This window comes from Larkinella soli, assembly GCF_003703975.1.
In the GTDB taxonomy this organism is placed as follows: domain Bacteria; phylum Bacteroidota; class Bacteroidia; order Cytophagales; family Spirosomataceae; genus Larkinella; species Larkinella soli.
In genome coordinates this window covers 87,381-100,901 of the sequence record NZ_QTJY01000018.1, presented here as the reverse complement: position 1 = coordinate 100,901, position 13,521 = coordinate 87,381, and the positions used below count along the sequence as shown (strand labels likewise).

The 13,521-nt window shown below is 58.4% G+C and carries 10 protein-coding genes; 6 read left to right on the top strand and 4 right to left on the bottom strand.

Annotated elements, in window-relative coordinates; translation table 11 throughout:
• Positions 1 to 257: 257 nt before the first annotated feature.
• Both lpcA and DX909_RS24860 read left to right on the top strand, forming a co-directional pair.
• A complete protein-coding gene (gene lpcA / locus DX909_RS24865) occupies positions 258 to 857 on the top strand; it encodes a D-sedoheptulose 7-phosphate isomerase (RefSeq protein ID WP_128547946.1) in 600 nt (199 codons plus the stop codon).
• 80 nt (positions 858 to 937) lie between these two features.
• Positions 938 to 3,868, top strand: coding sequence for an AsmA family protein (locus tag DX909_RS24860; protein ID WP_128547945.1), 2,931 nt, complete (start codon positions 938 to 940; stop codon positions 3,866 to 3,868).
• A gap of 99 nt (positions 3,869 to 3,967) precedes the next feature.
• On the opposite strand, the gene DX909_RS24855 is transcribed toward DX909_RS24860, so the two are convergent.
• Positions 3,968 to 5,011, bottom strand: a complete 1,044-nt coding sequence (locus tag DX909_RS24855; RefSeq protein WP_128547944.1) for a class I SAM-dependent methyltransferase — start codon at positions 5,009 to 5,011, stop codon at positions 3,968 to 3,970.
• Positions 5,012 to 5,172: 161 nt separating this feature from the next.
• Here DX909_RS24855 and DX909_RS24850 point away from each other — a divergent pair, with 161 nt between their 5' ends.
• Together DX909_RS24850 and DX909_RS24845 are read left to right on the top strand one after the other, a co-directional pair.
• Complete coding sequence (locus DX909_RS24850; RefSeq protein WP_229311177.1) at positions 5,173 to 5,724, top strand: RNA polymerase sigma factor; 552 nt, start codon at positions 5,173 to 5,175, stop codon at positions 5,722 to 5,724.
• A gap of 25 nt (positions 5,725 to 5,749) precedes the next feature.
• Entirely contained in the window at positions 5,750 to 6,319 is a 570-nt protein-coding gene (locus tag DX909_RS24845; RefSeq protein WP_164851393.1) for a cupin domain-containing protein, read from the top strand.
• Positions 6,320 to 6,330: 11 nt separating this feature from the next.
• On the opposite strand, the gene DX909_RS24840 is transcribed toward DX909_RS24845, so the two are convergent.
• Positions 6,331 to 7,872, bottom strand: a complete 1,542-nt coding sequence (locus DX909_RS24840) for a YifB family Mg chelatase-like AAA ATPase (RefSeq protein ID WP_128547941.1) — start codon at positions 7,870 to 7,872, stop codon at positions 6,331 to 6,333.
• A gap of 177 nt (positions 7,873 to 8,049) precedes the next feature.
• Here DX909_RS24840 and galK point away from each other — a divergent pair, with 177 nt between their 5' ends.
• The gene (gene galK, locus DX909_RS24835; RefSeq protein ID WP_128547940.1) at positions 8,050 to 9,222 is read left to right on the top strand and encodes a galactokinase; all 1,173 of its coding nucleotides are present in this window, start codon (positions 8,050 to 8,052) and stop codon (positions 9,220 to 9,222) included.
• 6 nt (positions 9,223 to 9,228) lie between these two features.
• On the opposite strand, the gene DX909_RS24830 is transcribed toward galK, so the two are convergent.
• Positions 9,229 to 10,752 (bottom strand): M20/M25/M40 family metallo-hydrolase, encoded by a 1,524-nt coding sequence (locus tag DX909_RS24830; RefSeq protein WP_128547939.1) that lies wholly within the window; start codon positions 10,750 to 10,752, stop codon positions 9,229 to 9,231.
• A 177-nt stretch (positions 10,753 to 10,929) separates the two neighbouring features.
• Between DX909_RS24830 and DX909_RS24825 the strand changes: the two genes are divergently transcribed.
• A complete protein-coding gene (locus DX909_RS24825; protein WP_128547938.1) occupies positions 10,930 to 13,017 on the top strand; it encodes a S9 family peptidase in 2,088 nt (695 codons plus the stop codon).
• Positions 13,018 to 13,027: 10 nt separating this feature from the next.
• On the opposite strand, the gene DX909_RS24820 is transcribed toward DX909_RS24825, so the two are convergent.
• Positions 13,028 to 13,405 (bottom strand): MliC family protein, encoded by a 378-nt coding sequence (locus DX909_RS24820; protein WP_128547937.1) that lies wholly within the window; start codon positions 13,403 to 13,405, stop codon positions 13,028 to 13,030.
• Positions 13,406 to 13,521 lie beyond the last annotated feature (116 nt).

Here is a 13,521-nt window from a genome sequence, read left to right as displayed (position 1 = left end):
AGGATTTAACCTCCCGGTTTTTTGTCATCCCGACGCAGGAAAGATTCTGTGCTTCAGGGCTCGGTCTGAAGGGTCATTCAGCTGCAGGATCCCTCCTGCGTCGGGATGATAAAAAGAAACGGGAGGTTAATAGCGCTTCCCTGAACAACCTCTAACGTGGTTATTGGTATTTGGCGGCCCGGGCGTTTAGCTTTGTAACGGAATCAGCCCGGCCGATGCGTGGTCGGATGAAGCCTTTATTGCAAATCTGACCGAAAATGTCTGCACAACTCATCCGCCGGGAACTGGAAGAAGCCCGCTCGGTTCTCGACGCTTTTCTCAGCGACGAACAGAATATCGCCCGGATCGAACAGGCCGCCCGGCTCATGGCGGAGGCACTTCGGGAAGGCCGTAAAATTATTTCGTGCGGCAACGGCGGCTCCCACTGCGACGCCATGCACTTTGCCGAAGAACTTTCGGGCCGGTACCGCGAAGACCGCCGGGCGCTGGCGGCCATCGCCGTCTCCGACCCCAGCCACCTGTCCTGCGTCGGCAATGATTACGGCTATGAATTCGTTTTTTCCCGCTTCGTGGAAGGGCTGGGGAATGCCGGCGACGTTCTGCTCGGCATCAGCACCAGCGGCAATTCCGGTAACGTCATCCGGGCGGTGGAAGCGGCCCGGCAAAAGGGCATGAAGGTGGTTCTGCTGACGGGAAAGGACGGCGGTCGTCTGGCCGGCACCGCCGAGGTTGAAATCCGCGTGCCTCACTTCGGCTATGCCGACCGGATCCAGGAAGTTCATATCAAGGTCATCCACCTTTTTATCCTCCTGATCGAGCAGTTCGTTCTGGCTCCGGCTCCCGGTTCCGGCGCCTGACAAAGGGACCCCGACCCTCACATCGCTTAAACTTTTCCGGTGCTTGTTTGTCGTATATATATTCAAAGACAAACAGTTATATGAAAAAAGCCGGAATTATCACCGCGTCGGTCCTCGGGGTTCTGCTCCTGGCAGCCTGGGTCATACCGACGTTTTTTCGGGATAAGATCATTGCCCGGCTCCAGCAGGAGATCAATAACCGGGTCAACGCCCAGGTCCATTTCCGGCCTGACGGCGTCAGTCTGTCCTTACTGCGACATTTCCCGAATCTGACTATACAATTCGACACACTGAGCATCGTCGGCCACGCTCCCTTCAACGGAGATACCCTGATCGGCACACGGTCGCTCGAAGCGACGATCAACCTGATGAGCGCCGTCAGCGGAGACCGGATTCGGGTGAAAGGGCTGTATCTCGACCAGCCCCGCATCCTGGTAAAGGTGCTGCCCGACGGGCGGGCTAACTACGACATCTACAAAGTCGTCGAAAGCGATGAGCCGCAGGTGGCCGACACGAGCGACGCGGCTTTTACGGTCGACATCGATGAATGGTCGGTGCAGAACGGCCTGATCCGCTACGAAGACCAGACCCTGCCGCTGACGGTCCGGCTGGCCGGCGTGGACCATACCGGCAGCGGAAGCCTGTCGGCGGAACTGACCGACATGGCGCTGAAAACCCGGGCCGAAGCCCTTACCCTGGCGTATGACGGAACCGAATACGTAAGCGAAAAGAAGATCGACTCCGACATGAAGCTGCGGGCCGATCTGGAACACGGAAAGTATACGTTTACGGATAACCGTATCCGGTTCAACGACCTGCCGCTGGAACTGAATGGTTCGATCACCACCGGCACGTCGGCTCCGGCCGATACCAGCATCGGGTTCGACCTGACCTACCGTGTCCCGGACAACGACTTCAAGAACCTGCTGTCGGTGCTGCCCGGCATCTACTCGGAACGCTTTAAAGACATCCGGGCCGACGGCACGGTCCGCTTCGACGGCCACGTCAAAGGGCTTTACAACGGCACCCAGATGCCGGCTTTTCTGCTGAACGCCGTGGTGAAGAACGGCCGTTTCCGGTATCCGGACCTGCCTTCGGCGGTCGAGGGCATTGGCCTTGACCTTCAGGTGAGTAACACGACCGATCAACTTGTCAATACCGTCGTCAACCTGAAAAACCTGGTGGCCCGGCTGGGCAGCCACCCGATCCGCGGGCGGGTGCTGCTGCGGGGTCTGAAGCGTTCGGTAGTAGATGCCGACGTAGCCGCCCGGCTGGATTTGCAGGACCTGACCCGGCTTTTTCCAATCGACAGCCTGACCCTGCGGGGGTTGTATGAACTGAATCTGAAAGCCAAAGGCACCTACGATAAAGCTGCCGGCCTTTTTCCGGTGGTGAATGCTCTGATGCGGCTACAGAACGGTTACGCCAAATCACTGAAGTTTCCCGAACCGCTGGAAGGCATCAACGCGCTGGCGACGGTCACCAACCGCACCGGACGGCTGACCGACAGTCGGATCGACATCGGCGACCTGCGTCTCAAGCTGGCCGGCGACCCGTTCCAGGCCAAAGGCTGGATTCAGAACTTCGCGGATTACACCTTCGACCTGGCCGCCAAAGGCCGGCTCGACCTGACGAAGCTGACGCGCATTTTCCCGGTGGAAGGCACCCGGCTGGCCGGTCTGATCGACGCCGATATTCAGGCTAAAGGGCGGCTTTCGGACGCCAAAGCCAAACGCTACGAACGCCTGCCGACCAGCGGAACCCTGGCGGTCCGGAACCTGAAATACGAAGGAGAAGCTTTGCCGCAGGGACTGACGCTGGCTTCGGCCAACATGAATATGGCGCCCGGCAAACTGACCATCCGACAGGCCGAAGGTACGCTGGGCAGCAGCCGCTTCACCGCCGACGGCTCCCTGACCAACTACATTCCGTTTCTGCTGGAAGACGACCAGCCGCTGGAAGGGACGATGAACGTCCGGGCCAATCGCCTGAACGTGAACGAATGGATGACCGACGAGCCGTCGGCCCCCAAAACGGGTTCGCCCTCGGTGGTCGAGATTCCCCGGAACATCCGGTTTACCCTGAATACGACGCTGGGACAGGCTCTTTACGACGAAATGCCGCTGAACGACATTCGCGGGCAGGTGGAGGTAGCCGATGGGGCCGTCCGGATGAAGAGTGTGACCTTCAACTCGCTGGGCGGGCGATTCATCACCAACGGTCTGTATGATTCGAAGGACATTCGGCGCCCCCGGTTTGCTTTCGATGTCGATATTGCCAACGCCGACGTCAACCAGGCGTATAAGCACCTGACGCTGGCAAAAATCGTGTTTCCGCTGGCGCAATACGTATTCGGGAAGTTTTCGAGCAAATTCAACGTAGACGGCCGGCTGGAGCCGAACATGATGCCTGACCTGAACAGCCTGACCGGCAACGCCCTGGTCAAGGTGGTGCAGGCCACGCTGAAAAACAACCCGCTGCTGGAGAAAATCGCCGAGAAAACGAACCTGAAAGACTTCCGGAACCCGAACTTCAAGGATATGCTGATGAAGGTTGAAGTGAAGAACGGGTTTGTCTCGGTGCGGCCGTTCGATGTTAAAGTAGGCGATTATCTGGTCAACGTGTCCGGCTCGAACTCGCTGGAAGGTCATCTGAATTACATCCTCAAGATGGACGTGCCGACCGGAAAAGCCGGGATCCAGTTTGCCAGCCGGTTTGCTTCTCTGACCGGCCGACCCCTGGAGGGCGTCGACCGGGCCAAAATCGACTTCGCGCTGGGCGGAAGCTATCAGAAGCCCCAGGTTCGGTTTCTGGCCAGCACCACCGCCAATCAACTGAAGAATACCGTCGTAAAGGAAGTGATCCGGAAACCGCTGGAAAAAGCCCGCGAAAAGGCCATGGTCCGGGCCGACAGCCTCCGGCGCAGAGCCGGACAGCAGACGAAAAACGAGATTACCCAGCAGGGGATGAAACTGCTCGAAAAGCTGACGAAATCACCGAAGGACTCCTGAAACCACCCGAACCCCTCCTTAGCAAGGAGGGGTTTTTGCCTGTAAGTCCCCCTCATTCTGCAAAGCCACCCCTCCTTAACAAGGAGGGGCCGGGGGTGATCACTTCCGTGCCGTGACCATCGCCCGGCCGGGGATGGTCAGGTAGCCGGCCACCCGGATCGGCTTCAATCCGGCGGCTTTCTGCCAGTCCTGGATTTCCGCCACCGAGTAGTTACCGGCCGCACTGGTCAGGCCGTAGAACAGGTCCGTACTGGAGCCGACCAGGTCCGGCCGGCCGTCGACGTCGGGCCGGATGAACTCATTGACGATGTATACACCCCCCGGCCGGAGCGCCCGCGCCACCTTATGCGCCACCATCCGGTTTTGTTCCTCGGAAAAATGATGCGCCAGACTCGACATCAGAACGATATCGTATTGACTTTCGCCCAGCTCGTCGGTCAGGACGTTGCCGGGCCGGTGACGCACCCGGTCTCCCATGCCCGACCGGGCCAGCAGCGGGGCCGCCTGCTCGACGGCCGGGGGCAAATCCAGAATGACGGATTGAAGTGCCGGAAGCTTCCGGCACAGGGCCACCGAATGCTGCCCGTGCGAGCCGCCGATGTCGAGCATCTGCGTAGCGTGCTTCGGAACGGGCGCTTTCCGGCTGAACTCCTTCACTTCCGTGCCGGTCGCTGCGGCCATGGCCTGCTGGTAATAGGCCCATTCGGCCGTGGTCAGGTGGTCGTGATACTGTACGCCCTGTCCGGTTCGGAGGTAATTCCCCAGTTGGTCGAGCCAGGGCCACATGACCCGGTTATTGAACAGCATCAGCCCGAAAACCGAGAGAGGATCGTCTTTCAGCACCCAGCGCCGGGCCATGCGGGTCAGGCTGAACCGGCCGTTCCGGTAATGAAAATAGCCCAGGGTCTTCAGCAAAGCCATCAGTTCACCGACCGCCTTCGGATGAAGATTCAGGGCCCCGGCCACTTCCTCGGCTGTCTGCCGCCCTTCGCTGACTGCATCGAAAATGCCCTGATCGGCCGCTTCCAGCACGGCTTTGGAGATAATCGGAAACAGTTGGGCGTGTAATAGCGGGAGAGGCACCAGATTGGCTTTGAGAGCAAACCATTCCAGTGGGTTCTCGGGGGTAACGGTCAGTTGCATGAAAGCGGAGCAGTAGGGTGTTATGTAAACCGGGAGCCGGCCGATATGTTCGCCGGGGTTGATTTTAAAGTGACTTTCGCCTATACTTACATTCGCTTCGGCCGGAAATGCGGTTCAGGCGGAAGCTCCGACTCTGCCTATTCTTTCTTAACCGGAATCACTTGAGCAAGCGCCCCGTCATCGTTGAAGATGAATTGGTTGAGGGACTCAAAGCCCGCAGTCAGAAGGCTTTTGCCGTCCTGTACGACAACTACGGGACCACCCTGCTCGGCATCATCTGCAAAATCGTCAGGGACGAACACGAGGCCGAGAATCTGCTTCAGGATACGTTTGTCAAAATCTGGCGGAACATCGATCAGTACGATGCCTCGAAAGGCCGTCTGTTTACCTGGCTGCTGAACATTGCCCGCAATACCGCCATCAATTTTCTCCGTTCGATAAAAGATATAGAAAAAACCGAAATCCAAACCGCCGAAACCGATGTATATACAGCGCGGGCCGTCGTGTCCGAGCCGTCGCCCTTAGAGTACATCGGCGTCGCGGAGACGGTTAACCAACTGGATCCCAAGCTGAAACAGGTCATCGACCTGATTTATTTTTTTGGGTATACCCAACAGGAGGTGGCAGATCGGCTCGACATGCCGCTGGGTACGGTCAAAACCCGGACGCGGGCGGCACTGCAACAGTTAAAGCAGTTATTTGCGGATGAGTAACGGAATGGAATACCTACAATCTGGAATGATCGAGGAGTATTGTCTCGGGCTTCTGTCTCCGGAGGAAGCCCGGGAAGTGGAGCGAATGGCCGGTCTGTTTCCTGAAGTTCAGGCCGAAATCGACCGGACCAGCCTGGCGCTTCAGCAGTATGGAGCAAACGTGGTTCAACCCCGCCCCCAGCTGAAACACCGGATCCTCGACCAACTGAGCCGGCTGGACGGCGCCCGCGCTTTCGACCTGGCGCACCTCCCGCTGATCAACGCCTACTCCGACCACGGGCAGTGGCTGCGCACGGTGGAATCGATTCGGCCGACCCGGGATTTTCGCAATATCTACTCCCATACGCTCCGGGAAGACCCGGAGGTCGTGCAGTATCTGGTCTGGGCCCGGTTTGAAATCAAGCCGGAAGACCATCACGACGAACACGAGAGTTTCCTGATTCTGGAGGGCGAATGCGAATGCACCGTCGGCGGCAAAATTCTGCGTCTGTCGGCCGGGGATTATCTGGCCATCCCGCTGGATGTGGAACACAATGTCCGGGTTCTCTCCGCCACGCCCGTCAAAGCGATCATCCAGCGCCGGAAAGCCGCCTGATTCCCACCCGTTTATCCGGCCCAGTTTTCCCGGTCCAGACTGCGGTACTGAATCGCTTCGGCCAGGTGTTCGATGCCGATGCTTTCCTGCCCCGCCAGGTCGGCGATGGTCCTGGACACCTTCAGAATGCGGTCGTAGGCCCGGGCCGAAAGGCCAAGCCGTTCCATGGCGGTTTTCAACAGGCTGCGGCCCGCTTCACTGATCACACAGACCTCCTTGACCATCTGCGACGGCATCATTGCGTTGGAGTAGATGCCGGTATGATTCTCAAACCGCTTCGTCTGGATTTCCCGCGCCTGAATGACCCGTTCGCGGATGGACTGGCTGCCCTCGGCGGGCCGGTTGGCCGTCATCTGATCGAACGAAACCGGGGTGACTTCCACGTGCAGGTCGATCCGGTCGAGCAGCGGGCCGCTGATTTTGTTCAGATACCGCTGCACCACTCCCGGGCCGCAAACGCACTCCTTTTCCGGATGGTTGTAATACCCGCACGGACACGGATTCATGCTGGCGATGAGCATGAAATTGGCCGGAAATTCCACGGCCCACCGCGCCCTTGAAATGGTGACCCTGCGTTCCTCCAGCGGCTGCCGCATCACTTCCAGCGCATTCCTTTTGAATTCGGGCAGTTCGTCGAGGAACAGGACGCCGTTGTGGGCCAGGGAGATTTCACCGGGCTGCGGGAAACTGCCCCCGCCGACCAGCGCCGTGTCGCTGATGGTGTGATGCGGAGCGCGGAACGGGCGGGTAGAAACCAGCGTGGCCCGGCGGCTCAGCTTGCCGGCGACCGAGTGAATTTTGGTGGTTTCGAGCGCTTCGTGCAGGGTAAGGGGCGGCAGGATGCCCGGCAGCCGCTTCGCCAGCATGGTTTTTCCGGCCCCCGGCGGTCCGATCATCACCACGTTATGCCCCCCGGCGGCCGCAATCTCCATCGCCCGCTTGATGTTTTCCTGCCCCTGAACGTGCGCAAAATCAGCATCATAGGTGTTCTGGCTGGTCAGGAACAACTCGCGGGTATCCGAAACCAGCGGCTCAATGACTTTCTTTCCCTCGAAAAATTCGACCGCATCCATCATCGTCTCCACCCCGATAACATCGAGCTGGTTGACGATGGCGGCCTCCGGGGCGTTTTCGGCGGGCAGCACGAAACCCTTGAAACCCCGCCTGCGCGCTTCGATGGCAATCGGCAGCACGCCCTTGATGGGCCGCAGCCGCCCGTCGAGAGACAGCTCGCCCATGATGACGTACTCTTCCAGACTGCGCTCGAACGTCACCTGCTCCGACGACTGAAGTACGCACAGGGCGATAGGCAGGTCATAGGAAGAACCCTCCTTCCGGATGTCGGCCGGGGCCAGATTGACGACCACCTTCTGCCGGGGCATCCGGTAATCGAAAAACTTAAGAGAGGCTTCGACGCGCTGTTCGCTTTCCTTGACCGCACTGTCGGGCAGGCCGACGAGGTTGAAATGCAGCCCCTGCGCCACGGCGACCTCGATGGTGATGATGGTGGCGTTGACGCCCTGCACGGCGCTTCCATAGGTTTTTGCCAGCATGAATTCCAGAGTTCCGGTTGGGTGGTTATTCCGTTAGACGAACGTTCGCTCAAAAGGACACTGGTCGGGGGCAATGGGAGAAAGAAAAAATGCCGTTCGGTCGTTTCTTGTTTGTAAACTGTAAAAAGCCTGTCAACTTTGAACCCTGATTCGTTTGACCAGACTCTCTGACTCCCTATGATTGCTCAGCAGCCCTCTATTCAGCAGATCGCCACCGTGTTTCAGGAACAGTTCGGCCGCCGGCCGGAACTGCTGGTCCGCGGCCCCGGCCGGATCAACCTCCTAGGAGAACATACCGACTATAACGGCGGCCTGGTACTGCCGGCCAGCATTGATAAGGAGATCATTTTCGCCATCGCCCGGCGTCCGGACAGCACCTGCCGCGTCGTGGCCGAGAACCTGAACCAGTCGCATACGTTTTCGGTCAATGAGCTGAAAAAATCGCCGAAAGGCTGGCCCAATTACCTGATGGGCGTGGTCGATGAGATTCAGAAACTGGGTCGTAAACCGGGCGGTTTCGAGCTGGTTTTCGGCGGAAACATTCCGGTCGGGGCGGGCCTGTCGTCGTCGGCGGCTCTGGAGTGCGGGCTGGCTTTCGGGCTGAACCAGTTGTATGACCTGAATCTGGAAACGCTCGACATGGTCAAGCTCTGCCAGCGGGCCGAAAACCTGTTTGTCGGCGTCAACTGCGGCATCATGGACCAGTTTGCCTCCATGTTCGGGCGGGAACAGTCGGTCATTCAGCTCGACTGCCAATCGCTGAAACACCAGTATTTCCCCTTTCAATCGGAAGATTATAGCCTCATTCTCTGCGACTCGGGCGTGAAGCACTCGCTCGGCAACAGTGAATACAATACCCGCCGGGAGGAGTGTGAAACCGGGGTGGCCATTCTTCGGAAATACGATTCGGGCATCCGGTCGCTGCGGGATGCTTCTCTGGAGCTGGTCGAGGCCCACCGCGATGAAATGCCGGGGAAGGTGTATGACCGCTGCCGGTATGTGGTTCAGGAAATTCAGCGTGTCCGCGAAGCCTGTGAATACCTGCTCGGCGACGAGCTGGCGGCTTTCGGCCGGAAGATGTACGAAACCCACGACGGCCTTCAGCACCAGTATGAGGTCAGCTGCCCGGAACTGGATTTTCTGGTCGACCAGACCCGGCAGGACGACGCCGTTCTGGGTTCCCGGATGATGGGCGGAGGCTTCGGGGGCTGCACGATCAACATCGTCCGGCGGGATCAGGCCGATGCGTTCGTGGCCCGGATGACGGCGGCTTATCAGGAAGCCTACCAGATTGCGCTGAAATGCTATCCGGTCCGGATTACCAACGGAACCTCCGCGATTCAGGGATAAACTAACCTACTCTTTCCAGCGCCATTCGTTGGAAATCTGCAGCGGGGTGCGCAGCCCCTGGGCGATGAGGTAGTCGCGGGTGCGGGTATCGTCCATGCGCCGGGTCGGAATGTCGTCGGCGTCGGCGATGGCGTAGAGCAGCATGGCCGAATACCGGACCGTGTTTTTCATCTGTTCCTTATTGACCAGATTCATGCGGTCGCAGTTGGCGTGGTAACAATCAAGGGCGTTCTTTTCCAGATGCCCGTTCAGGCCGACCACCGGAACGCCCTCCATCATGAACGGCTGGTGATCGCTGTGCAGATCGGCCTGGTTGGACATGATGTTCGGAAAAGCCGGCTCCACCTGCTTCATCGTCTCCCCGATCGAGGTCAGAAACGGCACCATCTCGCTCCGCCCGAAGGCGTTGATCCCGTTCGGGTCGTTGGTCATATCGAGGTTGAGCACATACCGCACCTTATCCAGCATCCCGGCGCTTTTCATATCCTCGACCAGGCTCTTCGACCCGAGCAGGCCCTGCTCCTCCCCCATGAACATGACGAATTCGATCGTCCGTTTCGGCTTCAGCTTCAGCGACTTGAACGTCCGGGCGATGTCCAGAACGGAGAATGAACCGAGGCCGTTGTCGATGGCGCCGGTGGCCAGGTCCCAGGAGTCGAGGTGGCCGCCGATGATGATTTTTTCATCCGGATATTCCGACCCTTTCAGCGTGGCAACCACGTTCCGGGCCCTGATCTTCCGGCTGATGTTGGTCATGTCGATCAGCGCGTGCAGGTTCTTTTCTTCCTGCATCCACTGCCGGATCTCCTGCCCGCTCTCCATCGAGATACAGACCGACGGAATCGGAATCAGCTTGCCGGTGACGGAGGCCGTGCCGGTCAGCAGCACGTTGCCGGGCACCAGATTGACCATGATGACGCCGATGGCGCCGTGCTGAATGGCAAGGGCGGTCTTTTCCGACCGGTGCAGGTTGCGGGAGCCCCTCGTGGGGGAGGACAGGCCGATGTTCACCAGGACAATTTTGCCCTTGATTTTTGCTTTGAGGGCGGCAAAATCGCCTTCCAGCCCATTCCCGACGTCGACGAGTTCCCCGCTGACATGGGCATCAACGGGCGAATGAGCCAGGGCTACTACTTCCACATCCCGGAAATTGTCACTTTTATTAGGAACGACCGCCAGCGTCACCGTGTCACGCATCCACGACTCCACCTCGAACGGCGCATAGCGTACTTCCGAAAAACCGTATTGCCGGAGCAGATTATGGGCGTATTCTTCGGCCCGGCTTCCGTTGGAACTGCCCGTCAGGCGATGGCCGATCCGCTGCGAGGCTTCGCCCAGCGTTTCGTAGGCCCGGCTGTTTTGCAGCACCTCCTGATTTATTTTCGAGAAAACCTTCTCTAATTTGGGTTTGGAACCGGCCGGATCGCTGTCGCCGACGGGCAAAACTCGACCGGGCCGACCGAACTGATAAGCACTTAACAAACAGATTCCGCCCGCCAGGAGCAAATAAACGTAAACCTTTTTCTTCATAGACAGGGTGGCCGTATCCGTCTTCAAAATAACAAAAAATGACGGGAACGCAGTAAGCTCGATTTTAAAAATTTTAAGGTTTTTGGCAAACGGTTACATTTGATCCCATCCCTGAAAATTGCCTTAACGAATTAGGGGAAAACGGTGTTTAACCACCACAGTCCTGATTAGTTTTCCATGACAAACGCACAGACACCCGCCGTATTGCCCGGCCTCCCGGCGGCCCCACAGGCGCCCGTCAAGCCCAAAGAACTGACGGTTCACGGTCACACCCGGATCGATAATTACTACTGGCTTAACGAACGCGAGAACCCGGAAGTTATCGACTACCTCAAAAAAGAAAACGACTACCTCGAAGCGGTGCTGGCCCCGGTCAGGGAACTGCGGGAGAACCTGTTCGAGGAGATGAAAAACCGCATCAAACAGCAGGACGAATCGGTTCCGTATAAGGAAGGCCACTATTACTATTATACGCGTTTCGTCGAGGGCGGGGAATATCCGCTGTTCTGCCGCCGGCGGGGTTCAATGCAGGCGGACGAAGAAACCATCCTGGACGTCAACGAACTGGCGAAGGAACACTCCTATTACGACATCGGCGGGCTGGAGGTGTCGGACAACGAGGAGCTGGTGGCCTACGGCGAAGATACCGTCAGCCGGCGGCTGTATACGCTCCGGATCAAAAACCTGAAAACCGGAGAGATTTACCCCGACGCCATCCCGAATACCGAGGGGGGCAGTTATGCCTGGGCCACCGACGATAAAACGCTCTTTTATATCCGGAAAGACGAAACGACCCTGCTGGGCTATCAGGTCTACCGCCACGTGCTCGGCACCGACCCGTCGGAGGATGTGCTGCTGTATGAGGAGGAAGACAACCAGTTTTACATGGGCCTCTACCGCATGAAGTCGAAGAAATACATTGCGGTGGTCTCGGACCATAACGGGGTAGCTTCGGAATACCGCCTGCTCGAAGCCGCCGACCCGACCGGCGCGTTTCAGGTATTTCTGCCCCGCGAAAAAGGGCACGAATACGACCTTCAGCACTTCGGCGACAAGTTCTACGTCCGCACCAACTGGAATGCCGAAAACTTCCGGCTCATGGAAGTGCCGGAAGGCCATACCGCCGACCGCAGCGCCTGGAAGGAGGTGATTCCGCACCGGCCGGACGTCTATCTCCAGCAGCTCGACGTCTTTACGAACCACCTCGTGCTGGGCGAACGGAAGGAGGGGCTGATGCACCTGCGGGTGATCGACCAGCAGAACGGCGGAGAGCATTATCTGGACTTCGGCGAACCGGCCTACGTGGCCGCCATTTCCTATAACCCGGATTTCAACACCAATATCCTGCGGTTCGGGTATGCCTCGCTGACGACCCCCAACTCCACCTACGACTACAACATGGATACGCAGGAGAAAACCCTCCTGAAGCGGCAGGAAGTGCTGGGCGGTTTCGACCCCGACAATTATGTTTCGGAACGGATGTTCGCTCCGGGCCGTGACGGGGTTCAGGTGCCGGTTTCGCTGGTTTATCGGAAAGGTACGCCGAAAGACGGTTCGGCCCCCCTGCTTCAGTATGCCTACGGCTCCTACGGCCTTTCGACCGACCCGGGTTTCAGTTCCAGCCGCCTGAGCCTGCTCGACCGCGGCTTCATCTATGCCATCGCCCACATCCGGGGCGGGCAGGAAATGGGTCGGAAATGGTACGACGACGGCAAGATGCTGACGAAGGAAAACACCTTCAACGACTTCATCGACGTTTCGGAATATCTGATTCAGAACCGATACACCGCCCCCGACCGGCTTTTTGCGCTCGGCGGCAGCGCGGGCGGTCTGCTCATGGGCGCCATCATCAACCAGAAACCGGAACTGTACCGGGGCGTGGTGGCCGCCGTGCCGTTCGTGGATGTGGTCACGACCATGCTCGACGAAAGTATTCCGCTGACGACGGGCGAGTTCGAGGAATGGGGCAACCCGAAGGAAAAGCCGTACTACGACTATATGCTTACTTATTCACCGTACGACAACGTGCAGCCGAAAGCCTACCCCAACCTGCTGGTAACCACCGGCCTGCACGACTCGCAGGTGCAATACTGGGAACCGGCCAAATGGGTCGCCAAACTGCGGACGATGAAAACCGACGACAACCTGCTGCTGCTGCACACCAACATGGAAGCCGGTCACGGCGGGGCCTCCGGGCGTTTCCAGGCATTGAAGGAAATCGCCCTCGAATACGCCTTCATGCTCCACCTGGCGCCGGACCCGTAGGCCGGCGGGTTTACCGGGTTTTGCAGTTTTTCAGCGAGCGGGTTTCGTTTTTGAACTCCACAAGAGCTTCGCTGCCCTTGAACCAGATGCTCATTTTGCCGTCGGAGTACTTTGATCCGGAGGCCGTTTCGATGGGGTCGAGCGGGATTTCCTTGCCGTCGTCGATAAAGACGGCGATTTTCTTTCCGTTGGTGGTTTCGAAACGGACCGAGAACGTCTCGTTGTCGTTGCAGCCGTAGGTTTTTACGTCTCCCACGGTCGAGGTGGCTACCGTGTCCGCGTCGGCGGCTGCGGTTTGTTCGGTTTCGTCGGCCGCTTTTTTCGACTGACAATGGAAGGTCAATCCGGCGAGCAGGACGAGAATCGGAAAAGAGAACCGGTTTTTCATGGCGGAAGGAGGTTGACAGCCTGACGGCTTGTGTTGTAACAACCTAAAAGACAGCCCGCTTGTTAAGGTTCTTCCTTTCGGGCAGTGGAATGTCCGGCCGGGGTTTGGCGAACTTC